At 58.5% G+C, this 24464-nt stretch carries 19 protein-coding genes; all 19 read left to right on the top strand.

All coding sequences use genetic code 11. The features are described from left to right. The 19 genes from IF189_RS28090 (at window position 1) to IF189_RS28000 (ending at window position 24460) form a co-directional block, all read left to right on the top strand. Entirely contained in the window at window positions 1-1521 is a 1521-nt protein-coding gene (locus tag IF189_RS28090) for a sigma-54 interaction domain-containing protein (RefSeq protein ID WP_192552591.1), read from the top strand. A 93-nt stretch (window positions 1522-1614) separates the two neighbouring features. Then, window positions 1615-1755: a hypothetical protein gene (locus IF189_RS28085; protein WP_003229566.1), complete on the top strand. Its 141-nt coding sequence runs from the start codon at window positions 1615-1617 to the stop codon at window positions 1753-1755. Between the two features lie 18 nt (window positions 1756-1773). Next, window positions 1774-2967, top strand: coding sequence for a type VI secretion system-associated FHA domain protein TagH (gene tagH, locus IF189_RS28080; protein WP_085708836.1), 1194 nt, complete (start codon window positions 1774-1776; stop codon window positions 2965-2967). A gap of 5 nt (window positions 2968-2972) precedes the next feature. Beyond that, window positions 2973-3473 carry a type VI secretion system lipoprotein TssJ gene (tssJ, locus tag IF189_RS28075; protein ID WP_085731356.1) on the top strand — a complete coding sequence of 167 codons (501 nt, stop codon included), beginning with the start codon at window positions 2973-2975 and terminating at the stop codon, window positions 3471-3473. A gap of 2 nt (window positions 3474-3475) precedes the next feature. Further along, on the top strand, window positions 3476-4807 hold the full coding sequence (gene tssK, locus IF189_RS28070; protein ID WP_085708838.1) for a type VI secretion system baseplate subunit TssK: 1332 nt from the start codon (window positions 3476-3478) through the stop codon (window positions 4805-4807). 5 nt (window positions 4808-4812) lie between these two features. After that, window positions 4813-5688, top strand: coding sequence for a type IVB secretion system protein IcmH/DotU (gene icmH, locus IF189_RS28065; protein ID WP_007954389.1), 876 nt, complete (start codon window positions 4813-4815; stop codon window positions 5686-5688). 13 nt (window positions 5689-5701) lie between these two features. Further along, window positions 5702-9241 carry a type VI secretion system membrane subunit TssM gene (tssM, locus tag IF189_RS28060; RefSeq protein WP_192552590.1) on the top strand — a complete coding sequence of 1180 codons (3540 nt, stop codon included), beginning with the start codon at window positions 5702-5704 and terminating at the stop codon, window positions 9239-9241. Then, entirely contained in the window at window positions 9241-9969 is a 729-nt protein-coding gene (locus IF189_RS28055) for a PP2C family protein-serine/threonine phosphatase (RefSeq protein WP_039765158.1), read from the top strand. Before tssM ends, IF189_RS28055 begins: the two co-directional genes overlap by 1 nt. Further along, entirely contained in the window at window positions 9966-10967 is a 1002-nt protein-coding gene (locus IF189_RS28050) for a serine/threonine-protein kinase (RefSeq protein ID WP_192552589.1), read from the top strand. The genes IF189_RS28055 and IF189_RS28050 overlap by 4 nt, the downstream gene beginning before the upstream one ends. A gap of 28 nt (window positions 10968-10995) precedes the next feature. Beyond that, entirely contained in the window at window positions 10996-13032 is a 2037-nt protein-coding gene (locus tag IF189_RS28045; protein WP_192552588.1) for a type VI secretion system tip protein VgrG, read from the top strand. A gap of 28 nt (window positions 13033-13060) precedes the next feature. Next, window positions 13061-13498: a hypothetical protein gene (locus IF189_RS28040; RefSeq protein WP_192552587.1), complete on the top strand. Its 438-nt coding sequence runs from the start codon at window positions 13061-13063 to the stop codon at window positions 13496-13498. Window positions 13499-13519: 21 nt separating this feature from the next. After that, a complete protein-coding gene (locus tag IF189_RS28035; RefSeq protein ID WP_225739930.1) occupies window positions 13520-16504 on the top strand; it encodes a peptidoglycan DD-metalloendopeptidase family protein in 2985 nt (994 codons plus the stop codon). Next, the gene (locus IF189_RS28030; RefSeq protein WP_192552586.1) at window positions 16494-16994 is read left to right on the top strand and encodes a hypothetical protein; all 501 of its coding nucleotides are present in this window, start codon (window positions 16494-16496) and stop codon (window positions 16992-16994) included. The genes IF189_RS28035 and IF189_RS28030 overlap by 11 nt, the downstream gene beginning before the upstream one ends. Window positions 16995-17374: 380 nt before the next feature. Beyond that, complete coding sequence (locus tag IF189_RS28025) at window positions 17375-18052, top strand: lysozyme inhibitor LprI family protein (RefSeq protein WP_225739929.1); 678 nt, start codon at window positions 17375-17377, stop codon at window positions 18050-18052. Window positions 18053-18093: 41 nt separating this feature from the next. Further along, window positions 18094-18498 carry a hypothetical protein gene (locus IF189_RS28020; protein ID WP_192552585.1) on the top strand — a complete coding sequence of 135 codons (405 nt, stop codon included), beginning with the start codon at window positions 18094-18096 and terminating at the stop codon, window positions 18496-18498. Window positions 18499-18544: 46 nt separating this feature from the next. Next, entirely contained in the window at window positions 18545-19072 is a 528-nt protein-coding gene (locus tag IF189_RS28015; RefSeq protein WP_192552584.1) for a hypothetical protein, read from the top strand. Between the two features lie 117 nt (window positions 19073-19189). After that, window positions 19190-20539, top strand: a complete 1350-nt coding sequence (locus IF189_RS28010) for a lysozyme inhibitor LprI family protein (protein ID WP_192552583.1) — start codon at window positions 19190-19192, stop codon at window positions 20537-20539. Between the two features lie 66 nt (window positions 20540-20605). Then, window positions 20606-22000 carry a TIGR01777 family oxidoreductase gene (locus IF189_RS28005; RefSeq protein WP_192552582.1) on the top strand — a complete coding sequence of 465 codons (1395 nt, stop codon included), beginning with the start codon at window positions 20606-20608 and terminating at the stop codon, window positions 21998-22000. Window positions 22001-22009: 9 nt separating this feature from the next. Further along, the gene (locus IF189_RS28000; RefSeq protein WP_192552581.1) at window positions 22010-24460 is read left to right on the top strand and encodes a PEP-utilizing enzyme; all 2451 of its coding nucleotides are present in this window, start codon (window positions 22010-22012) and stop codon (window positions 24458-24460) included. Window positions 24461-24464: the final 4 nt, after the last annotated feature.

Genomic DNA, 24464 nt, shown 5'->3' with positions numbered 1-24464 from the left:
ATGTTCACTCAAGTGCCGCAGCCACTGCTCTATGCCGAAGCGTTGCTGGCGCAGTTCGCCAGCCTGTCGCGCTCGGCGGACGGTGCTGCGCTGCTGGGTGACTTCGTGCGCGGCGTGGCCGGGTTGAGTGGCTGCGAATTGGCGCAACTGTATCTGCTCGATGCCACCCACACGTGCCTGGGGATGAACGCCGAGTGCCTCGACGGCTTGCTGCAACCACGCGGCGCGGCGAGCCTGCCGGCGGACTACAACGGCGAGCAGTTGCTGCAGTTCGCCCTGTGCCAGAACCGCGTGGTATGCCTCGACGACCTGGGCGGCAGCCTGCACGAAACCAGTTTCCTGCCGGCGTCGGCCACGCCGTGGCAATCGCTGTTGTGTGTGCCACTGGTCAATCAGCAGAAGGCCGTCGAGGGTCTGTTGCTGTGCGCCAGCCGTCGTCACACCAATCTGCAAGGCTTCGCCGATTCCCTCGGTCAGCTCGGCTCGTTCGTGCTCGGCCAGTTGCATCTGCTGCAACGCCTGCGTCAACCGGTAGATACCGTTGCGCCGGCGGTTCGCAGCGTGCCGAGCATCAGCGGTTACGGCCTGATCGGCAAAAGCGCGGCCATGCGCCAGACCTATTCGCTGATCAGCAAGGTTCTGCACAGCCCGTACACCGTGCTGCTGCGCGGCGAGACCGGCACCGGCAAGGAAGTGGTGGCCCGCGCGATCCACGATTGCGGGCCGCGTCGCTCCCAGGCGTTCATCGTGCAGAACTGCGCGGCGTTCCCGGAAAACCTGCTGGAAAGCGAGCTGTTCGGCTACCGCAAAGGTGCGTTCACCGGCGCCGACCGCGACCGCGCCGGGCTGTTCGACGCGGCCAATGGCGGCACGCTGTTGCTCGATGAAATCGGCGACATGCCGCTGTCGCTGCAATCGAAACTGCTGCGCGTGTTGCAGGAAGGCGAGATCCGCCCGCTGGGCTCCAACGACACCCACAAGATCGACGTGCGCATCATTGCTGCGACGCACCGCGATCTGTCGGTGCTGGTCAGCGAAGGCAAATTCCGCGAGGACCTGTATTACCGCCTCGCGCAATTCCCGATCGTTCTGCCGGCCCTGCGTCAACGCGAAGGCGACATCCTCGATCTGGCGAAACATTTCGCCGAGAAGGCCTGCGCCTATTTGCAGCGGGACCCGGTGCGCTGGTCCGATTCGGCGCTCGAGCACCTGTCCGGTTACACCTTTCCCGGCAACGTCCGTGAACTCAAGGCGCTGGTCGAGCGTGCCGTGTTGTTGTGCGAAGGCGGCGAGCTGCTGGCCGAGCATTTTGCCCTGCGCATGGAGCCGATGCTGGAGGACGACAGCAGCCTGAACCTGCGCGAACGCCTGGAGAAAGTCGAGCGCACGTTGCTGCTCGATTGCCTGCGCAAGAACGACGGCAACCAGACGCTCGCGGCCCGCGAACTGGGCCTGCCCCGGCGCACGCTGCTGTACCGGCTCGGCCGCTTGAACATCAATCTGGGTGACTTCGATGGGTAGGCAAAAGTCCGTCGGTTTCACCTCGTCCGCTTCTATCAGCGCCGCCCGAAAGGGTCGGCGCTTTGTGCTTTGTCTACACCTGGAGACCCTCTGATGTCTGTTCGTCACTGGCACGCTGTCCTGCTGACCCTCGTCGTTCTATGCGGCCTCGGCGGCTGTAGCGGCAATTACAAATTCAACGATAACGATTACCGCCCATTGGGTGATCCGCAGGCGGTCAATCGCGGCAAGTGACCGCAAGGAGCATCAAACATGGAATTGGTTTTCGAAATGCTGAACACCAAGCAGTTCGTGCCCACCGAGCTGTGCCAGCGGACCTTCAAACAGGCCGGCGGCGTGATCGGGCGGGGCGAGGACTGCGACTGGATCATCCCTGACCGCAAGCGTCACTTGTCCAACCACCACGCCATCGTGAGTTATCGCGAGGGCACGTTCTTCCTGACCGACACCAGCAGCAACGGTGTTCAGGACGGCGACAGCGGCGCACGTCTGCACAAGGGCGAACCGGTGCGCATCGAGCACGGCAGCACCTACGTGCTGGGCGACTTCGAGATTCGTGCGCGACTGGTGCGCGACCCGGCAACGTTCGACGGTGAAGCGGGCCTGCCACGGGCCGCCGGCACCATCATTCCGGATGACGCGTTCCTCGACCTCGACCCGCTGAAATCGCTGGAGCAGCAAGAGCGCGTGTACTCGGAATTCGAGGAAATGCTCGCGCCGACCACCGACCCGGAAGACTCCCGTCAGCGCGCCGACTATGCGCGCATCGACATGGAAAGCCTGATGGTGCCGGAGCTGATCGTCGAGCCCAAGCCAGAACCTGCGCCGGCTCCGAAAGAAGTCGAGCGTCAGCCACAGGGTTTCTGGGATCACTTCGGTGCGGCACTGGGTGTCGATCTGAAAGGCCTGAGCCATGACGAACGCGAGGCGCTGGCGGTCAACGCCGCACGCCTGCTGCGCCAGAGCATCGGCGGTCTGCAACAGAGCCTGCGCACCCGTTCGGAGCTTAAGAACGAGCTGCGTCTGGCCCAGACCACCGTGCAAGGCACCAACAAAAACCCGCTGAAGTTCGCCGTCGATCCGAGCGAAGCGCTGGACATCCTGTTGCAGCCGCACAAGCCGGGGCACTTGCCGGCAGAGCAGGCGATCTCCCGTGCGTTCCGCGACTTGCAGGCGCATCAGGTGGCGCTGCTGACCGCCAGCCGTGCGGCGGTGCGCGGCACCCTGGAACACTTCTCGCCGGAGCAGTTGACCCTGCGTTTCGAGCGCGACAACAAGCCGTTGCTCGCCACTTCCGGTGGCCGCTGGAGAGCGTTCAACCGCTACCACCACGCGCTGCGTCAGGACGACGACTGGAGCGAGCGTCTGCTGGCCCGTGACTTCGCCCAGGCCTACGAAGAACAGATCCGCCTGATCTCCACCCTCCACACCGACCACCAAGGATGATGCGCATGTCTCGCCGCTCGACCGCTTTTTTCAAGACGCTGACCGCGCTCACCCTGTTGGTGCTGCTCGCCGGATGCTCGTCGCTGTCGCCGTATTCGAAAGTGACCAAGATCAACCTGAAGCTGACCGGCAGCGATCAGCTGAACCCGGACCTCAACGGTCGTCCGTCGCCGATCGTAGTGCGCCTGTTCGAACTCAAGCACCCGGTGACCTTCGAGAACGCCGATTTCTTCAGCCTCTACGAGCGCGCCAAGGAATCCCTCAACCCGGATCTGGTGGCCAGCGAAGAACTCGAACTGCGCCCGGGTGAAACCGTGGAACTGAAACTCAGCGTGGAGGAGGGCAGCCGCTACATCGGCATCCTCGCCGCGTACCGCGACCTGCCGGAAACCAAGTGGCGCCACACGTTCCCGATCACGCCGCTGGAAGTCACCGAAGCCGATCTGACCCTGGATCAGGCAGGTATCCGCAAGACCAACGAAGTGCTCGCCAAGGCGGATGACTGATCATGAATACCCATAAAGTCATCTGGCAGGAAGGCATGCTGCTGCGTCCGCAGCACTTCCAGCACAACGACCGCTACTACGATCACCAGATGAAGACCCGCACCCAGTTGCTGGGTGGTTACACCTGGGGTTTCCTGAATCTGGAGATCGACTTGCAGTTCCTCAACATGGGCAAACTGGTAATCAGTGAAGCCTCGGGGATCCTGCCGGACGGCAGCCTGTTCGAACTCGGCGGCAACACCGAACCGCTGGCCCTGGACATTCCGCCGAACACCGGCAATACGCCGATTTACCTGGCGCTGCCGCTGGTCACCGGCAACCACATCGAGGCCCGCCGCCCGGAGCAGTCCGACGTGCTGGCGCGCTACACCGCTTATGAAACCGAAGTGGCCGACTCCAACGCCGGCGACGATTCGGCGAGCCAGGTCAAATGCGGTCGCCCGGACTTCAAGCTGTTGCTCGGCGAGCAGCAGAGCGACCAGGCCTACGTGAAGCTGAAGATCTGCGACGTGCTCGACACCACGCCGGACGGCGTGATCAGCCTCGATCCGGACTTCGTGCCGACCTACATTCAGGCCCACGCCTCCAGCTACCTGCTGTCGTGCCTGAAAGAAGTGATCAGCATGCTCGGCCACCGTGGCGACACCATTGCCGAGCGCATTCGTTCGAATGGCAAGGTCGGCGGCGCGGAGATCGGCGACTTCATGATGCTGCAACTGATCAACCGCACCGAGCTGCTGCTGCGCCACTACCTGGGCCTGGAACAGGTTCACCCGGAAGAGTTGTACCGCACGCTGCTGACCATGCTCGGCGATCTGGCGACCTTCTCCAGCGACAGCAAACGCCCGCGACTGGACAGCCGTTACTCCCACGCCGACCAGGGTGCGAGCTTCCGCAAACTGATGGAGTCGATCCGTCAGGTGCTGTCGATGGTGCTGGAACAGCACGCCATCGAACTGATCCTGCAGGCGCGTCAGTACGGGATCATCGTGTCGCCGCTGCACGACCACAAACTGCTGGGCTCGGCGTCGTTCGTGCTGGCAGCCAGTGCCAACTGCGACTCCGAAGAACTGCGCAACCGCTTGCCTGCGCACCTCAAGGTCGGCCCGGTGGAGCGCATCCGCCAACTGGTCAACCTGCACCTGCCGGGGATCAAGGTCAAACCGTTGCCGGTGGCCCCGCGGCAGATCGCGTTCCACTCCAACAAAACCTATTTCATCCTCGAACTCAGTTCCGAAGACCTGGCGCAACTCGAGCGCTCCGGCGGCTTCGCGTTCCACGTGTCCGGCGAATTCGCCGAGCTTGAACTGAAATTCTGGGCCATCAGGAACTGACCGACATGATCAAGGACATGGAACACAACCAGGACGACAAAACCGTCCTGCTCGACCGTCAGGGCCATGGCCCGGCGGCGAGTCCGCTGACCGACTTCGCTGCGCCGCCGCGCTTCGAACAACTGGAAGAACGGATGATCTACGCCGCGCGCCTGCGCCCGGCGGAAGCCTTCAACATCAGTCTCAATTCGCTGGTGGCGGCGTCGTCCGAACTGCTGTCGGAAGTGGTGCGCCTCAAGCACAGTGAAACCCGCGAAGACCTCTACGCGCTCAACGAGCGCCTGACCGCCGGGCTCAAGCTGTTTGAAGTGCGCGCCCTGCACAACGGCGCCGAAAGCAGCCAGGTGATGGCCGCCCGTTACGTGCTCTGCACCGTGGTCGACGAAGCCGTCGTGACCACGCCGTGGGGCAACGAAAGCGAGTGGTCGCAGATGAGCCTGCTCAGCAGCTTCCACAACGAAACCTTCGGCGGCGAGAAGTTCTTCCAGCTGCTCGATCGGCTGTCGAAAAACCCGGTCAAGCACCTGCCGATGCTGGAGCTGATGTACCTGTGCCTGTCCCTCGGTTTCGAGGGCAAGTACCGCGTGCAGGCCCGCGGCATGCTGGAGCTCGAAGGCATCCGCGACGCCCTGTACCGGCAGATCCGTCAGTTGCGCGGCGACGTGCCGCGCGAATTGTCGCCGCAGTGGGAAGGCCTCAACGATCAGCGCCGCAACCTGGTGCGCATCGTGCCGGCGTGGATGGTGGTGCTGTTCACCTTCGTCTGCCTGGTGATGATGTATTCGGGCTTCGCCTGGGTCTTGGGCGAGCAGCGCGACACCGTTCTGCAACCTTATCAGCCGCTTGATCCGGCCGCGGTCCAGCCGCAGTCGCAGCCGTAAACAGGGACGTGTGATGAAAAAGTTTTTCAAGAAAGTCGGCGCCTTCCTGCGCCAGACCTGGGTCTGGACCTTGCTGCTGGTGCTGTTCGTGGCGCTGCTGGTGTGGTTCGTCGGCCCGCTGTTGGCGGTGGATGACTACAAGTTCTGGGAGAGTTCGACCTCGCGCTTGCTGACCATCGCCGTGCTGTTCCTGATCTGGGGTCTGACCATGGTCTTCGTCAGCTGGCGCGCGGGTATCCGCAAGAAAGCCGTCGAAGAAACCGAAGACGGCCAGGACCGTATCCGTCGCGACGACCTGATCGAAGAAGAGCAGAAAGAGTTGAAGGAGCGTTTCAAGGACGCCCTGAAAACCCTCAAGACTTCGAGCCTGTATCGCGGCCGCAGCGAGCGCTGGCGCAGTGACTTGCCGTGGTACTTGCTGATCGGCCCGCAGGCCAGCGGCAAGACCAGCCTGCTGGACTTCTCGGGGCTGGAATTCCCGATCAACAAGATCGACCGCAAGCTGACCCGCGACACCCACGGCACCCGTCATTGCGACTGGTACTTCGCCGACCACGGTGTGCTGATCGACACCGCCGGCCGCTACCTGACCCAACCGGATTCGGAAGTCGACGGCAGCGCCTGGACCACTCTGCTGGAACTGCTGCGCAAGCGTCGTCGCGGTCGTCCGCTGAACGGCGTGCTGGTGACCATTCCGGTAGAAACCCTGACCGGTGGCAGCGAGCAGGACATCGACACTCTGGCCCGCCAGGTGCGCGCGCGTCTGCAAGACGTGTATCAGAAGCTGCACGTCGACGTGCCGGTGTATCTGGTGCTGAGCAAGGCTGACAAGCTGCTGGGCTTCGACGAATTCTTCGACCAACTGACCCGCGAAGAAAGCGATCAGGTGCTGGGTACCAGTTTCCGCAAGGATCAGGTCGGCACCGACGTGGCTGTGCTGCGCGGCGAGTTCGAAGAGCTGCTGCGTCGCCTCAACAGCCAGGTGATCATGCGCATGCACTCCGAGCGCGACACCCAGCGCCGTGGCCGCATCCTCGACTTTCCGCACCAGATGGGGCAGATCGGCGAGCGTCTGTGCCTGTTCGTCGACATGGCGTTCACCGGCAACCGCTACCAGCGTGCGACGCAACTGCGTGGTTTCTACCTGACCAGCGCACCGCACCTGACCCACGAAATGGACTCGACCACCGCCGGCATCGGCGCCAGCCTGGGCATGAGCGCCGGCGTGCTGCCGACGCTGCGCAGCGGTCGTTCGCGATTCATCCACCACTTGCTCAGCCGGGTGATTTTCCCCGAGGCCGATCTGGCCGGTCTGGACAAGCGCGAGCGCAGCCGCATTCATTGGGGCCAGCGTGCGTTGTACGTCGGTGCACTGGGTGCGCTGGCGCTGTTCGGCATGCTTTGGGCCGGTGGTTTCTCGGCCAACTGGGAGCGTCTGGAAAACCTGCGCAACCTGGCGCAGAACTGGACGCAGCAGCGCACGGCACTGTCGCCGCGCGATGACGCCATGGGCACGCTGAAAACCCTCGACACCAGCTACGCCGCGACCCAGGTGTTCCCGAAGAAGGGCGACGCTGCGTACCACGAACGCGTCGGTCTGTATCAGGGCCAGGACGTCAATCCGGTGGTCAAGGAAGCCTACGAGCGCGAGCTTGAAAAGCAACTGCTGCCGCGCGTCGCCACCATGCTTGAAGGCCAGATCCGCGCCAACATGAAGGACCGCGAAAAGCTGATCAACAGCCTGCGCGCGTACCTGATGCTGAACATGAAGGACCGTCGCGATGCGGCATGGCTCAAGGATTGGGTCGCTACCGACTGGTCCCAGCGCTACACCGGCAACACTGCGGTGCAGAACGGTTTGAACGCGCACCTTGAGCGTCTGCTGAAGCTGCCGTTTATCTACCCGCTCAACGAGCAACTGGTGACGCAGGCGCGTCAGGTTCTGCGCAGTGAATCTTTGGCGGCTGTGGTTTACCGCATGCTCCGCGAACAGGCGCGCAACCTGCCGGACTACCGTTTCAGCCAGCACCTCGGCCCGCAAGGTTCGTTGTTCATCGGCACCGAATACGTGATCCCGGGCTTCTACACCCAGACCGGTTATCAGCAGTATTTTTCGGTACAGGGGTCGGCGCTGGTCACCGACATCCTGCGTGACAACTGGGTACTGGGCGAAGGCGCGGGCATCAGCGACATGGATCTGCGTCGCCTGATGGTCGAGCTGGAGCAACTGTACTTCCGCGACTACGCCAACTACTGGAGCGAGGCCGTTGGCCAGGTGGCGCTGCCGCCGATCAGCGATGCCGGTGAAGGCGCCGAGCAACTGGCGGGCCTGACCTCGGCCAACTCGCCGGTGCTGGCGCTGCTGACCGAAGTGCGCGAAAACACCCGCTTCCCGGCGGCTCCTGAGCCGGTGGATGAAGCCGGTGACGCCGCCGATGCACTGGCGGGGCAGAAGGGCAAACTGGGCAAGGTCGGCAAGCTCGCTTCGGCGTTGACGGACAAGGCAGCGGCCATGAACGTGGCGAAGAACCTGCCGGACACCGCCAAGAAGGCCCTGCAACGTCGCTTCGAGCCGCTGCATAAACTGCTCGACGACAACAACGGCCCGGCCGCTGACCTGACCCCGGCCTTCACTGCACTCAACGACCTGCAACTGCAACTGGCGGGCCTCGCCCGTTCCAGCACGCCGGAGCAGGCCGCGTTCGAACTGGCCAAGACCCGCATGAGCGGCCAGCGTGATGCGCTGACCAACCTGCGCAATGCGTCGGGTCGTCTGCCGCGTCCGCTGAGCGTGTGGTTCAACGTGCTGGCCGAAGACTCGTGGCGCCTGGTGCTCAACGATGCCTACCAATACCTGAACGGTCGTTATCAGAGCGAGCTGTACAGCGTGTATGGCAAGACCATCAACCAGCGTTACCCGTTCAGCGCATCGAGCACCAGCGACGTGGCGATCAGCGACTTCCGCGAGTTCTTCCGGGCTCAAGGCACCATCGACCGCTTCTTCGACAGCTACATGCGTCCATTCGTCAGCGGTGATCCGGGCAACTACCGGATGCGCAGCATCGACGGTCGCAGCCTGCCGGTGTCCAAGGTCTTCCTCGACCAGATGGCGGCTGCACTGAACATCCGCCAGAGCTTCTTCTCGATCAACCCGGCCGAGCCGACCGTGCAGTTCAAGCTGGAGCCGTACACCCTCGATCCGGCGGTCAGCCGTTCCGAGTTCAAGTTCGGCGACAAGACCATGGAGTACCGCCACGGTCCGATCCTGCCGATGAACTTCAAGTGGCCAACCGATGCTGAAGACGGTCGCACCAGCCTGGTCATGGACAAGATGGCCGGGCGCCCGATCGGCATCGAGAAGAACTCCGGCCCGTGGTCGCTGTTCCGTCTGTTCGACCTGATGCAGACCGAGTACCTGACCGGTCGCGACGTGCTGGTGCTGAAAGCCGACGTGGGTGGCCTGCGCGCCAACTACCTGCTGACCAGCCAGCGCACGCCGAATCCGTTCGACATGGGCGTGATGCGCACCTTCCGTATGCCGGTGCAGCTCTGATGCTGGTGGCCAGTCCCTGGCGCAGCGCGGCGCGAACCGACCCGGGCAAGGTGCGGTCGCGCAACGAAGATGCCTTCCTCGACACCCCGCAGCATGGGCTGTGGGTGGTCGCGGACGGTATGGGCGGTCATCAGGGTGGCGACATCGCCAGCCAGTTGATCGTCGCCAGCCTGGCTGAATTGCCGCAGCACGAAGACTTCGACGAACGCCTCAAAGCCATCCGCCAGTGTCTGCACTGGCTGAACCGGCGCCTGGGGCAGGAGTTGACCGTCACCGCCGGGCGTCACGACAGCATCATGGGCAGCACCGTCGTGGCGCTGCTGGTGGAAGGCAATCGCGCGGCCTGCATCTGGGCCGGCGACAGCCGTTGCTACATGTGGCGCGGGCAGCGCTTGTATCAGCTGTCCAAGGACCATTCGCTGCAGCAGCAATTGATCGACGAGCAACAGATGAGCGTCGAACAGGCAGCGGCGCACCCGGCGGCCCAGGCGTTGACCCGGGCGGTGGGCGCGGCGGAACAACTGACCCTGGATGTGCTGGAACTCGAGGTGTATCCGGGCGATGTGTTCCTGCTGTGCAGCGATGGTTTGTATCAAGGCCTGAGCAGCGATGCCCTCGGCAATGCGCTCAGCTTGGCGGCGCCACACGTGGCGCTGGAACGTCTGTTCGACGGTGCCCTGCGTGGCGCCGCCCGGGACAATCTGACTGCCGTGGTGATCCGCCAATGACTGAACTCGAATCCTCAGTCGACGACTTGCTGATGAGCGAAGAGCAGGCCAACAACCTGACCTACTTCGCCTTCGCCAAGGAAAACAAGGCAGAGCCTTTGCTGGCGCCAACCAAGGCCAGCATCGGTGCACTGCCGGACGTACTCGCCGGCCGCTATCACCTCGAGCGCCTGCTCGGGGCCGGCGGCATGGGTGCTGTTTACCGGGCCCGGGATCTGTTGCACGAACAGTTCGGCGATCCCGATCCTTACATTGCGCTGAAAATCCTCAGCGAAGAATTTGCCGAGTCGCCGGACGCCAGTGCCTTGCTCTACAGCGAGTTCGCCCTGACCCGACGCCTGCGCCACGACAACGTGCTGCGACCGCACACGTTCGAAGTGGACACCGATTGCCAGCGGGCCTTCATCACCATGGAACTCATGCGTGGCCTGACCCTGGACAAACTGCTCTGTGAGCGGCCGCTGGGCCTGCCGTGGAAAGAACTGCGCGACATCGCGCTGCCGCTGCTCGACGCGCTGGCCTACGCCAACCGTCGAGGCGTGCTGCACGGTGACATGAAACCGAGCAACGTCATGCTCTGCGAAGACGGCGTGCGCCTGTTCGACTTCGGTCTCGGGCAAGCCGAGGAGGGCATCCTGCCCGGCCTGCCACACCTGAGCCGCGAGCGCTTCAACGCCTGGACCCCGGGCTACGCCGCTCCCGAACTGCTCGAGGGCCAACCGCTGTCGGCCAGCGCAGACGTGTACGGCGTGGCCTGCGTGATCTATGAACTGGCGAGCGGCAAACACCCGTTCCGCCGCTTGCCCTCGACCCAGGCCCGTGACGAACACCTGGATCGCGAACTGCAAGCCCCGGCAAATCTGCCGACACACTGTTGGCCAGCGCTGCGCACCGCGCTGGCCTTTGACGCGGCAGAGCGCAACATTTCTGCCGACCAATTGCGTGACGCCTTGGGCGCCACTTCGTCCTGGTTGCAGCGTTTGCGGCTGAGGGCGTAACGGATGACATTCGAACAGGGAGCACACTATGTTCAACCCAGCTAACGAAACGCACTTCAGCCTGACGGTCGAAGACTACGTGGGCGACCTGCAAGTCCTGTCGTTCACCGGCACTGAAGGCATCAGCCAGCCGTTCCGTTTCGACCTGGAACTGGTCAGCGAAAACCCGGATCTGGACCTGGAAAAACTCCTGCACAAACAGGCCTTCCTCGCCCTCGACCCACAAGGCTCGGGCATCCACGGCCAGATCTACCGCGTCGCCCAGGGTGATGCCGGCAAGCGCCTGACCCGCTACAAGGTTTCGCTGGTGCCGCAGCTGCAATACCTGCATCACCGCACTAACCAGCGCATCTACCAGCAGATGTCGGCGCCGAAAATCATCGCGCTGATCCTCGACGAGCACGGCATCCAGGGCAACGCCTACAGTTTCCAGCTCAGCCAGCCGTGCCCGGATCGCGACTACTGCGTGCAGTACGACGAAACCGACCTGCACTTCGTCCAGCGCCTGTGCGAAGAGGAAGGCATTCACTACCACTTCCAGCACAGCAAGAAAGGCCATCTGCTGGTGTTCGGCGATGACCAGACCGTGTTCCCGAACCTCGGCCAGCCCACCGCGTATGTGCAGGGCAGCGGCATGGTCGCCGAAGAACCGGTGATCAAAGGCTTCAGACTGCGCCTGGAAACCCGTACCAGCCGCACCACCCGCCGCGACTACGATTTCGAAAAGCCGCGCCTGCAAATGGAAGCAGCCTACAAACCGGACGGCGAGAGCACCGAACCGGATCTGGAAGACTACGACTACCCCGGCCGCTTCATCGACCGCGCGCGCGGCAAGTTCCTCAGCCAGCGTGCCCTCGAACGCCATCGCGCCGACTACCGTCAGGCCGAGGGTCGTGGCGACCAGACCCGACTGGTCAGCGGCCACTTCATGGAAATGTCCGACCACCCGCGCAGCGAGTGGAACGACCTGTGGCTGCTCACCGAAATCTTCCACGAAGGCAAACAGCCGCAAGTCCTCGAAGAATCGGTGACCAGCGACACCACCGACAACAAGGACGACTTCCACCAGGGCTACCGCAACCGCTTTCTCGCCACCCCGTGGGACGTGTTCTACCGCCCGGCCCTTGAACACCCGAAACCCCGCGTGCTCGGCAGCCAGACCGCCATGGTCACCGGCCCCAAAGGCGAAGAAATCCACTGCGACCAATACGGCCGCATCAAGGTGCAATTCCACTGGGACCGCGAAGGCCAGGCCGACGACAAAACCAGCTGCTGGCTACGCGTCTCCAGCTCCTGGGCCGGCGACCGCTACGGCGCCATCTCCATCCCGCGCATCGGCATGGAAGTCCTCGTCACCTTCCTCGAAGGCGACCCCGACCAGCCCCTCGTCACCGGCTGCCTGTACCACAAGGAAAACCCGGTGCCCTACGCCCTCCCGGCGAACAAAACCCGAACCGTCTTCAAAACCCTCAGCTCCCCGGGCGGCGGTGGCTACAACGAACTGCGCATCGAAGACAAAAAAGGCGCCGAACAAATCTTCATCCACGCCCAGCGCGACTGGGATGAAAACGTCGAACACGACCAGAAGATCCGCGTCGGGAATGAACGCCACGACACCGTGGTGAAGAACACCTACACCGAGCTGAAGGCTGAAGAACACCGCACCACCATCAGCGACCGCAAGATCGAAGCGCGGATGGACGACCACCTGACTATTGGTGAGAGCCAGCATGTGAAGCTCGGTACGGCCCAACTGACCAGTGCCGGGAAAGAGATTCATATCAAGGCTGGGGACAAGATTGTCATCGAGGCGGGGACTGAGCTGACGATTCTCGGCGGCGGCAGTTTCATCAAGCTGGATGGCGGTGGTGTGACGGTGGTTGGGCCGGTGGTGAAGATTAATGCTGGCGGTTCGCCGGGAGCAGGCACTGGTATCGGGATCAAACCGCCGGTGCTGCCGGGGGCGGCGGATAAGGATAAGGCGGGGAGTTTGATGGATCAGGCGTTGTTGAATGCGCCGCCTGAGAAGGTTAAGCCGAAGGCTTTTTTTGTGTTTTCTGAGTGATCAATGATTACGCTGAAGGATCTATATTATGAATAATCAGAATCAACTTATCTTTGCGTTAGTTATATCTGCGGTCGCATTTTTTTCGAATAGCGCAACTGCAGGTGGTACTGATATTGAGTCCTGCCCATCGAAGACATTCTCAAGTTTTTTAGCTGCTTATACGGAGAGCCCTGCCGTCCAGCGTGAATTTACTCACAATCCATTGAAGAAAATGATAACGGTAGACGCCGAACCAGAGCCAGAGCAGAAAGTGGTTTTAGTAGAAAGGCAAGATATAAACTTCCCTTTAGTTCCTAATGCAAGTAGAAGAGCATCGGAAGGAATTCAGATTGAGATTCTTGAAGAAGCCAAAAAGACTGCGAAAGTGAAAATTGAAAAGCCGGATACTGACTATCAGGTTTTATATATTTTTAAACTTGAGCGCTGTTGGTTTTTGGAAGAAATTCAAGACTACTCGCTTTGACAAAATTTAAAAGGATGTTTTATGTCTTTCAGTGAAGTAATGCATCGTGTTCTGCCCCCAGTTAATGGCCATCAACCTCATATCACGGGAGTTTATGGCGAACAACGTGCGAACGGCCCTCACGGAGGAACTGATTTTAATTATGAAGGTGGCCAGAACGGCATCAATCTGCAGAATCCTAAAGTTTATGCACCAATCTCCGGTACAGTCACATTTACCGGTGGTAATTACGGTACGATAAAAATAAAAGACGCGGACGGTAACAGTCACGAAATTCTACACACCAGTAGCCATTCGGTAAGCCAAGGGATGACTGTTGCGGCAGGTGACGAAATCGGAACGATGGGAGGAAAAGGACCGAATGGTATAACTCAATATCCTCGCCATGTTCACTATCAAATGAAAAGTCCTAGTGGCAACCTGATAAGCCCTGAGGTTTGGTGGAGCCAACAGAGTGCTGCGACACCCGCGGCTGCTCCTGTCGCTGCCCAAGGGCCTGCGCCTTTGATGAATTTTCAGTACCCATTCCGACAAGCGGATGGGAAACAGTTTTCCGATGCAGAAGAGGTTTACAAAACTTTAGCGAACGAGCGGTCAGGGCATTATCTGCTGGGCAGCAATAAATTTTGGCATGGCGGCATTCATATCAGCGAAATATCTATACCACAATGTGTGTTGAATGAACCGATTCGCTGTGTCGCTGATGGTAAAGTAGTTGCTTATCGGCTAAATGAAGATTATTTGGAATCGACTTTTGGTGACGGCGAAAAAAAACTCAAGTATTCGAACTCATTTTGCCTTGTGCGCCATGAATATAAATCCGCACCCAATCCTGAGGAAGGGGTGAATAAGGGTAAACAAAACAAACTTAACTTTTACAGTCTATACATGCATTTGCTGCCTTATCAGGGATATCCTCTAACAACCCAAGAGAAGCCGACACCGAAAGTCACAATGAAGGTGGGAGATTTTAAGGCTTACGACGAGGCACCTGTATCAGCACAGACACCTTCACCAGGTAAAGTAGCAAGCGGTACGAAGCTGGAGATCATAGACCAGAAAGATATTGGGAACTTGACGTACGCCAAAGGAAAGATTCTATCTGGCAGTGTAAAGAGCGGGTCTCACAAAGTACGTGGCGTAGGGCGCGAAATCTGGTTTGCTTACATGAAAGACGGTGAACCATATAAGAACTCCAAAGGTAATCGTATCTGGTTAGGAGACGCTATTCCTGAGAGGGCTAGGCCTAATTATTGGCAGGGAAAGGTCAAAGCCCAAGCCACTAGACGCTTGCCGATCTTTCAGCCTCCAGCGGAACCTGTAAACGAAAAAGTCGCGGGTCCTCGTGTTGCTGGAAATTTAGAATTAGCCGTAAACAGTGTAATTGAATTTGACAGCACTATGGTTGTGAACCTAGTGGTCGGCAATGTGTTGCGCCGTATGGCTCCATGCACTTTGGTATCCGGAGGTGTATGGCAAGCGACTGGAAGCGCGCCCTCATCATTTTGGACAATCGTAGAGAATGATCCATCTAGCCAGTTCGTCCGGTGGGATCTCACACCGACTAATTTCGACAACGTTATTAAAGTTGGTGCTGGCGTTAAGGCAGGCGACCCCGTTGGCTATTTAGGTTTAGTCGAGAATCTTGTTAGCGAACAAGGTGAAATAAGTGGAAGGCGGCAAGTCCATATTGAGATTTTCACAGATGAAGCTGATGTAAATAAATTTCTTGAAAATTCTGCCGTTTTAAAGATTGGTAGGAAGTACTTGTGGTTGCCATCTAAGACTGTAGTGAAGAATAAAGCCCCTTCTCTAGAAAGTAAGGAGTTAAATAAGGATTGCGTGATAGATCTGAGCAAAGCGTCAGTCATAAAGGAGGGGGGCGAAGAGTATTATGAGGTGAAATTGTTCGATGGAGATCAAGAAGTTAACGGATTGGTAAAGAAAGCAGGAACGGAAGTAATTACACAGCATGATTGGGAAAAATTAGGTTTTCATATAGTTGAAGAGACTAATTCTGATGCTGACGGATTTCTTGACTCTGAAAATATGCCAAAATTTTTTAAAGAAATTTTTGCAAAGATAGATAAGAATCATGATGGGGAGGTTGATGCATCTGAGCTTGCTGACGCTTTGAGAGACCCTGCAATCAGAGATCAGTGGGCTAAGCTTGTCGCGCATCATCCGACGGAGTGGAAGTCAAAGTCAGATGCAGTGAAATGGGCCAAGCTAGAGAAGCTTCTAGAGGGATTTCCAAAAACACTTAAGCATGAAAAAGAACGTATTGATAAGTATGTGTTTTGGGATGAGCTTGTAAGTATACAAGCTATGGCCTCGGACGTTGTTTGGCACTTCCATCCTATTGAATTCATATCTAATCATCTTCTTAAACCTGCCTTGGCTGGTTGGGCCCATAGTGCGTTCGGTAACTTATTGGCAAAAGTTGAGTCAAGTAATGACTATACCGCCTACAATCGAACTGTGGGTAATGAGGTTCAGCCATACTACAATACAAACTTGACGTCGCTGACCATAGCCGAGGTCCAGGCAAAACAAGAAAATAGTGAAATGTTTGCGACGGGAAGATATCAGATAGTTACTTCGACTTTGGCTGATGCAGTGGATAAGCTGAAGTTGGATACGTCGCAAAAATATGACGAAGCTATGCAAGATAAAATATTCGATCAGTACCTTATAAGGATCAAAAGGAAGGCAATTATTAACTACCTGGAAGGTAGCGGCGATGTTGAGGATGCAATCTATGCTTGGGCGAAAGAGTTTGCATCAGCAGGTGTGCGTCGAGGTAAAAGAATAAATCCTACGTATCTTAAAGATTCTGCTGGTCACGCAATTCTTGATCCGGTAACTCATAAAAGGCAAATGATTGAACGAGTTGCGGAGGTCGAGGGGGTGTCTTATTATCAAGGTGATGGCCTGAATGTCGCTCATATTAAGCCTGATGAAATGGTTCGAGTTTTAGAGGAGTCAAAAAAGAATGCTAACTAAGATGTTGTCTAGGGTGCTCATGTTGTTGTGCGCAGTCAGCTTTTCGGCGCTGGCTGAACCGCCTTTGTTTTCACAATATATGATCAAGGATGTGTATGGAGGAAGCGTTCATTCATTAGTTAATAAGGATACAGGTAGTCAATGGGATGGAATTAGGAAGGATGCAATAAAAGGATCTGTAAATTTTGCTGGTCATTACATTGTATATACTGGCGGATGTGGAGGCTCGTCAATCTGTGGGGAGGTTATAGATGCGAAAATTGGTGAAGTTATCAAGACCCTTCCAAATGCTTATAAGGGGGAAGATGAGGAAACAGGTAAGCCTTTTGATATTGAGTATCATGTAGATAGTAGTTTGATCGTTATAATGGGTGTCACTGAAAATAAAGAATTGGGGGTTGATGGTAATAAGGTCTCGCATAAGTATCGTACACGGTATTACGATTTTGATGGAAAGGAGTTTCATTTGATTATGAGCGAGGATGAGTAAGTTGTTTGTGTCAGCGGTTATATTGGTGTTGAAGCTTTAAAAAGCTAACGGGATAGATTGTTTGTTGTGCTTAATTAAAATGGACAAATTTATTTGTTACGTTCAGCAAGTTAAAGTGGCGGATTTGTTTGTTCTATATGATCAGATGAAATGAATGTTTCCAGCATATTCCAGAAAAGGTGACAGATTTATTTGTGGTGTTGCGCTCAGCGGCTTTGATTTTGGTGCGGCGTTTAAATAGATCTTTTTCGTATGTTTAGATTAAAACAGGTCTAGTTTGCTGTTGTATTTTTTGCGGACATCAAGGGATTATGAATTTTAGATTTAGTCTTGTTTTGGCTTTTTCTTTGCTGTCTTCGGTTGTGAAAGCAGAAGGAACTATGATTGCGACCGTGCTTCAGGCGGATTTTTCCAAAGATCCTGAAGTACGACTGCTCGTGAGGGTTGTAGACATAGGATTTGGGCCAGATGCTCCGTCCATGGCCCTTCGTAAAGAGTGTCTGGCGAGGGTGAAGTCAACAGACCGTCCCGGCCCGGACCCATGTTTTTCGATTGAAATCACCGAGAGCAAAAAGCAACGGTCCATCGTTCGTCAAACGCTGCTGAATGATCCTCAGCGCTCAACCGACCCGATCTATCTGGAAATTGTCTACCAATCTGAAGTCAGTGCGAGCGATCCGACCAATCATTATGGGCGCTCTGCCTGGCTGAAAATTGAAGAGAACGGTTTCTACAATTGGAACAACGAAACCAAGCAGGCGTTGGCGGACGTTGTGTGGCCAACTGCGTCGAGTGGGGCGCTTGATCTGGTTGTGACGGATACGGATGCACTGCTCAACCTCGTTTACCGGGAACGCATGGAACGGTTGGACGAAAATGCACGGAGAGGCCTGAGGGAAACCCAAAGGGCCTGGATGAAATTTCGCGATGCGGAGTGTCTGCCTGAGCCGAAATCGTCTAAATCGGTTTTCGGGGAGTGGTCAGATTCCTGCTTGATCCGCGCGACGATAGAGCGAGCCCGTCAATTGGCTATGGCTCCGGACAAGAGCAAACAGTGAACTAAAGCATTTGATCAGCAGGTTTATGGAGTGGGTGAGTCTTGAAAGGATTTTCGCTGTTTTCAGTTTTGTGTTTTTCATTTTGTGCATTTGCAGGCAACGCACGAGGGCCGGTCGTCGATATATATAAGGCCGATGTCGCTCACGTTTCCGGAAAGCTGGTCCGTTATTACCAAACGTTCGATAGCCCCTGCGTCAATATTCAGATTCTCAAGCCTGGGGGACAAGGAGCAGCGAGCGACTCGATGGAGTTCTGCGACATTGAAGGCAAGAATTTTAACAACGGCTTCACCGATGTCTCATTGGATAGGGCCACGTTTTCCGACACCGAATTGCAGTTGACCTTCAAGCTGATGTCGCTGGTTGGAGTGAATGAAACTACCGAATTGTGCAGATTCCGCGTTGATGGTGAACATCTCGCCGAACCTGAATGTACGGCGCAGTAAGGGTCGTGCATTGCAAATCGGTCAGCCATGCCATCGGAGATTCAGAGTGAAAGTCGTTCCCCTGTTGTTCCTGGCGTTGACGTGGGCGTTGTCCGCAAGTGCAGCGCCAGCCGGTGTCAGTACAAGCCATACAATGCCCACCGCGATGGTCGCTGCACTCACGAAGGAAAACCAAATGCCTGCCGAGAGTTTTCGCACCATTGCAGATGGCGTGGTGAGCTGGAGTGGTGGAACGATGGCTGCCGTGGTGATTGAAGATCCGAATGGCATTTGCGCGATTTACAGGTATCAAGACGGCCGGTTGGATCTGCCTTTTGATGGCGTGCCCTGTAGGTTTCTGGGGCCACCCATGCTGATGTCGGATAGAAAAACCGCTTTGCCCGATGTCGTGTTCGCCGTCGAGTTGTTTGTCCCCAACCGGGGCGGGATGGCCAAGCACAAGGTCGCGTTTTATTACGATGCCGAGAAGAACGCTTATTGCGAGAGTCAGTCGCTTGCGAGTTGGTATCTGTCGGGAAATCGGGCGCTGGCTCCTGATCTTCAGGATGGGCAGTGTGTAGCGGGATCGGAATAGGCCCGGCCCCAAAAAACGTAAAGCTTTGCTCAGCACCTATTGGGAAGTGAACATACCCAAGCAATGCGTCACCCGATTCGCCAAACGCAAAGCCTGAATGACTCAAGGAAGAACATAGTGAAACGTTTTGTTTTTACCCTGCTGGCCGTGCTGCTGCCTGTTTCAGCGGTGTACGCGCAGGATGACTGCAGCCAAGTCGCCTCAAGCCTGGAAATGGTGCCGTGCTCGGAGGCGGCGAAGAAGGCTGCCGATACGCAACTGAACGTCAGCTATAAGCAATTGATGGCGCGGCTTGAGTCTGACTATCGAGCAGATCCTGCGTTGGGAGCGGAGTACGCGGGGAAGGTTAAAGAGTCGCAACGTGCGTGGTTGAAATTGCGCGATGCGAATTGTCCGTTGGAGGCATTCGAGATCGAGACGGGGATGCCGGCGCATGTGTTCGCGGTTAACTCGTGCATCGCCAGAATGAGCCGCGAGCGCTCGGCGTATCTGGACAAGATCGCGCCTGGACAACCTGAGCAGTCATCCGATAAAAGCGTTGCGTGCCCATCTGACGACTTCATGCCGTTCCTTGCAGCATTTTCTGCCGATGGCCATTCACAACGCAGGTTTACGGCGATGACGGTTAAATTGCTCGCGTTGAAACCGACAGCCGAAGCCGGTCGTTTCGAACCGATCGTTACGGGTGTGAAGGGGGCCAAGTTGGGCTATCCGTTAATGGCACCCATCCCCTCCCGCAAGATTCTGGGAGTCAATATACAAGAGCTCGACGATAGCCATTCCATCGTTGTGGATAAGCGCGCAGGTTGGAGCCACGTCAAAGTCTTCAACTTTTCGCGGCAGGCCTGTTGGGTGCTTGAAGGCGTTGAAGACTGGTCGATCAGTGATAAAGATCTGGTCGTTGCGAGCAAGCCCAAGCTGAGCAAGGAAGAGAATTTCTGTTACCAACGTGCCGAGGCGTTCGAAGCATTGGGGGCTCCGGAAGATCAACCGCTCACAGTCGAGTTGTTTGAAGCCACGTTGGAAAACCTGTTGTGCGCAGCACGCTCTGGAGACCCACTCGCCAGTTACAAAGCTGCCATTCTGAGTCTCTCGGGTATGGCGCCGCAGGTGCCGACGGACACGCTGGAGTCTTTATTCAAAGCAGCAGCCACTACGTTGCCCAACGGTGCGATGGGGCTTTCCGAGTTTTACTGTGACGGCAACGAGCTTACCTTCGACGGGCCCTGCAAAAATCCCGCGCTCGCAGAGCAAGCGCTGATCGGCGCTGTGAAAATGGGTAATGCCGTCGCGATCAGCAAGTTGGGATCGACCTTTGCGAGCGGCGAGTGGGGCACCAAAGACCCCTCCCGAGCCATGGCCTGCTATCAATTGGCTCTCGCCCAAGGCTACGAAGGGGCGAACTTCGGTCTGGAGCATCTGAAGAAGAATTCCACCACTGAAATCAAACCCAGTTATTGCCTCTGACACCCCCGAAGCCGGACGGTTTTCCTTTAAACTCCCCGCCCTCAAGGAACGCGCTCAGGACACGGAATGCCAGCCCCCTCTTTCTCTCTTCGCCCCGCGATGGTGCTGTGGCTGTATGCCGCCGCGATCGTGCATTTGCTCGCCGGTCTCACGCTGACCTGGGCCGGTCATTCCGGATTACTCGACGGCTATCTTCACACCCTCGAACTCGCGTTCTGGGGTGCCGATGCGGTCCCTTCCGCCGGTCACGAGCAGCAGGTCTGGTGGCTCGCGCTGTTCGGCGCGACGCTGCAAAGTTATTCGCTGTACATGCTCGCGTTGGTGCACCTCGGCAACCGTCTTAAAGCTCCCGCAATTTGGGGCTGGTTGATGGCGGGCATCCTGTTATGGGCACCGCAGGACATGTGGCTCTCGGCGCAAAAACAGGTCTGGTCGCATCTGTGGCTCGACGGTTTTGCGCTGCTGGTGCTGTTGCCGCCGCTGATCTGGTTGCTGCGCCATGATCGTCGGACATCCCCACCGGAAAGAACCGTGAGCAAGTCCAACCCCTTTGTCGGCGGCGCCTACAAGCGCGTGCTGATCACCGGGGGCACCGGGTTCATCGGTGAGGCCGTGGTCAATCAGTTACTCGACGCCGGCCATACGGTCAGCGTGTTGGCGCGGGATCCGTTGAAAGCGGCGAATCTGTTCGACGGTCGCGTCCGCTGTGTGCGGTCGTTGAGCGAACTCGGCCGCGACGAACCCTTCGACGTGGTGATCAACCTCGCCGGCGCACCGGTCGCCGGCCCGCGCTGGAGCCCCGAGCGGCAGGCGCAATTGCTCGCCAGTCGGGTCGATGCCACCGAAGCCTTGATGTGCTGGCTGAAGCAAACGAGCCATAAACCGGCGCTGTGGATTCAGGCCTCGGCCATCGGCTTTTACGGTGTGCGCGATGCCAGCGAAAGCCTCGATGAGCAGGCCAGCAAGGGCGACGGTTTCATGGCCGAACTCTGTGCGCGTTGGGAGGCTTCGGCGCAACCCGCCACGCAGTTTGGTGTGCGTCAGGTGGTGCTGCGTCTCGGCGTGGTGTTCGGGCCGGGTGGTGCGTTGTTGCCATTGCTGATTCCGTTCCGCCTGGGTTTCGGCGGGCGCATGGGCGACGGTCAGCAGATCATGAGCTGGGTGCATCGCGACGATGTGATTCAGGTGATCGCTCGATCCTTCCACGATGAAAATTTGCGCGGCACCTACAACATGGTCGCGCCCGAAACCGTCAGTCAGGCAACGTTCGCCGAGAACGTCGGAAAGGTCCTCAAGCGTCCGGTGTGGTTCCACATTCCAGCCGCGCCAGTGCGTGCCTTGGCCGGGGAAATGGCTCAGCTGTTCTTCGACGGTCAGCGTGTGGTGCCGCAGCGTTTGAGCGAGGCGGGCTACACGTTCCGCTATCCGACTCTTGACGCCGCGCTGCGCGATCTGGCCTGAGGATCGCCCATGAGCAAGCCCCTGATGTACCTGTTGGCCGGCAACGGCAGCGCCGCCGATTGGTGGGATGACGCGCTGCCGCATTTTCAGCGTTACACCGTGGTGCCGCTGGAGCTGCCGGGCTTCGGCGCCAACCCGCAGCCGCCCTGCGAGGATCTGGCAGCTTACGCCCAGACCTTGCTGACGATGACGCAAAAGGGCAGCGTGATCATGGCCGTCGGGGTCAACGCGTTGCTGGTGCTGCATGCACTGCAACGTCGGCCAGGGCACTTTGCTCGCAGTGTTTTGCTGGCGCCGGTGGGCGCCTTTTTGTGGCAGCGCCGATTGCCGGCACTGATGTCACCGCTGCCGATCCGCAAGTCCATTCACTGGCTGCTGTCGAACAAGCCCACGCTGTTTGCGCGCAAGTTCTCCAACCAGACCTGGACACCCGTGCAGTACCAGCGCATGGGCGCCGGTTATGCGCGTTGCCGTGCGTTTGTGCCGCACTGGGATCTGATCCGTGCCGATACCGCGCTGCCCTTGCTGGAGTGGATCACCGACCCGGTCGAGCTGGTCTGGGGTGATCAGGACAAGGTGCTTGGCATCGAACAAGCCGCCGCGTGGTCGGCGATTCTTGCGCGCGCAGACCTGACCATCAGCCTCAAACCCGGTTGGGGGCATTACCCGTGGATCGACGCGCCCGCGCAGTTTGTGCAGTGGCTGGAGTCGGGCGAGCGCGGCTTCGTCGCGCACACCAAGGGCGGGCGTTTGCGTCTGGCGGAACTGGCCCGGCAACCGGTGCCGGCGGCGCTGACCCTCAACGATTGCAACGATCCGCGACTACCCGCTTTTCTCGCCAGCCAACCACAGGCGATCTGGGCGGTGCGTTCCTCCAGTTACGGCGAAGATCAGGCCGACTCTGCGAATGCCGGCTTGAGCACAACTTACCTGCGCGAGCAGGCCGCCAACGTGCCGGCGCGCATTGCCGCGCTGACTGCCGAAGGTGTCGAGGAAGTGGTGGTGCAGCGCTTCATCACGCCGCAGGTGTCGGGCATCGCGTTTGTGCGTCATCTGTCGGTGGAACTCGAGTGGATCGAAGGTCATCTTGAGTCCCTTGCCGACGGTCAGATCAGCCCTGAACGGACGACGCTTTCGCGGCTCGGCGATGCCTGGCGCAGCGGCACGTTCACGGCCGCCCATGGGTTGACCGAAGACGTGCTGTGGCGCTTTCTCCAGGATGTCTTGCGGGTGTTTCACTATGTGCCCGGCGATGTCGAATGGGCCTGGGACGGTTCGCAACTGTGGCTGCTGCAATACCGGCCGATCAGCGACTACGGCTGGCGCCGGCACCTGACGGCCGCCAACATCGCCGAGATTCTTCCGCCGCAACCTAGTGTGCTGGTGGAGTACGCCCAGCGCCGGGCCGCTGCGAGCATTCCGGCGATCATGGCCCGTTGGGATGCGCGGGTGTTGCAGGACAACGAGCCGTTCACGGCTGTATTTGGCGGTGCGTCCTACATCAACAACGACCTGTTTCTCGCACGGTTGGCCGACTGGGGCATCAGCGCCAGCAACTATGCCGGTGAAGTCGGCGGCGCGACTCCGCATCTGCCGTGGCGACCGCTGCGGATGGTGCGTTCCCTACCGTTGTTCCTGCGCATGCAGCGTATCGCTCGCGGGCATTTGCTGAGCCTTGAACGCGGCTTGCAGCGCTTCGACCGGGAGCTGACCGACCTCGTCGCCCAGGGTGCTGATGGTCAGCAATTGGCCGACTGGTTCACCCGGTTTTATGTGTTCGTGGTGCAGGGCAATCTGTGCATCGCCACGGCGCTGGCCAGCAGCGGCGGGGACTGGCTGGGCCGACCGCCCACCGCTTACGACAACCTGGAAAACAGCCCCCATCGACTGCCGTGGGAGACCGATCCGGCCACACCTCGACCCGCGTCGAGCGAGCTGCCACTACAGGCCTTCCCGCAATGGTCAGGGCTGATCCGCCTCGCGCATTCAACCGGCCTGCCGGGCCTGCGTGGTCATTACCTGCAAGTGCGCGAGTGGTATCGCGACAACCTGATGCGCATCTTCTTCCGCCTGCATCACGCCATGCCTCTGGCAGATCGCGAACACTGGTTTGCGCCGCACCCGGACATCCGCACGCGCGACGGCAGCTTCTGGCAGGACGGCCGCGAAGGTGCCGAACAGGCCACCGGATTCATGATTTACCCGGGGCAGGTGCGGGGCATTCTTGGCGAAGACATCTTGCTGGAAGACACCCTCGATCCCGGGCGTCACGCGCACTATCAGGCAGCGCGGGCGGTGATTGCGCGGATGGGTGGACGGTTGTCGCATGGTTCGACGTTGTTGCGGGAACTGCGCAAGCCTTCGGCGGTGATGCCGCAGGTGGATCTGGCCTGGGTGGGGTGTGAGGTGTTGTACCTCGATGGTGAGCTAGAGCTGATCAATCCTGCGAACAAAGGATGAGCCG

It is taken from the genome of Pseudomonas sp. IzPS59 (assembly GCF_014863505.1).
Classification (GTDB): Bacteria; Pseudomonadota; Gammaproteobacteria; order Pseudomonadales; family Pseudomonadaceae; genus Aquipseudomonas; species Aquipseudomonas kribbensis.
This window is presented reverse-complemented; position numbering and strand designations above follow the sequence as displayed.

Excerpts from the sequence above, each read along its gene's own strand:
- IF189_RS28090 (WP_192552591.1), top strand. The coding sequence starts at position 1 with ATGTTCACTCAAGTGCCGCAGCCACTGCTCTATGCCGAAGCGTTGCTG.
- IF189_RS28055 (WP_039765158.1), top strand. The coding sequence starts at position 9,241 with ATGCTGGTGGCCAGTCCCTGGCGCAGCGCGGCGCGAACCGACCCGGGC.
- IF189_RS28035 (WP_225739930.1), top strand. The coding sequence starts at position 13,520 with ATGTCTTTCAGTGAAGTAATGCATCGTGTTCTGCCCCCAGTTAATGGC.
- IF189_RS28045 (WP_192552588.1), top strand. The coding sequence starts at position 10,996 with ATGTTCAACCCAGCTAACGAAACGCACTTCAGCCTGACGGTCGAAGAC.
- tagH (WP_085708836.1), top strand. The coding sequence starts at position 1,774 with ATGGAATTGGTTTTCGAAATGCTGAACACCAAGCAGTTCGTGCCCACC.
- IF189_RS28085 (WP_003229566.1), top strand. The coding sequence starts at position 1,615 with ATGTCTGTTCGTCACTGGCACGCTGTCCTGCTGACCCTCGTCGTTCTA.
- IF189_RS28005 (WP_192552582.1), top strand. The coding sequence starts at position 20,606 with ATGCCAGCCCCCTCTTTCTCTCTTCGCCCCGCGATGGTGCTGTGGCTG.
- IF189_RS28025 (WP_225739929.1), top strand. The coding sequence starts at position 17,375 with ATGATTGCGACCGTGCTTCAGGCGGATTTTTCCAAAGATCCTGAAGTA.
- tssM (WP_192552590.1), top strand. The coding sequence starts at position 5,702 with ATGAAAAAGTTTTTCAAGAAAGTCGGCGCCTTCCTGCGCCAGACCTGG.
- icmH (WP_007954389.1), top strand. The coding sequence starts at position 4,813 with ATGATCAAGGACATGGAACACAACCAGGACGACAAAACCGTCCTGCTC.
- tssJ (WP_085731356.1), top strand. The coding sequence starts at position 2,973 with ATGTCTCGCCGCTCGACCGCTTTTTTCAAGACGCTGACCGCGCTCACC.
- IF189_RS28040 (WP_192552587.1), top strand. The coding sequence starts at position 13,061 with ATGAATAATCAGAATCAACTTATCTTTGCGTTAGTTATATCTGCGGTC.
- IF189_RS28050 (WP_192552589.1), top strand. The coding sequence starts at position 9,966 with ATGACTGAACTCGAATCCTCAGTCGACGACTTGCTGATGAGCGAAGAG.
- IF189_RS28000 (WP_192552581.1), top strand. The coding sequence starts at position 22,010 with ATGAGCAAGCCCCTGATGTACCTGTTGGCCGGCAACGGCAGCGCCGCC.
- tssK (WP_085708838.1), top strand. The coding sequence starts at position 3,476 with ATGAATACCCATAAAGTCATCTGGCAGGAAGGCATGCTGCTGCGTCCG.
- IF189_RS28030 (WP_192552586.1), top strand. The coding sequence starts at position 16,494 with ATGCTAACTAAGATGTTGTCTAGGGTGCTCATGTTGTTGTGCGCAGTC.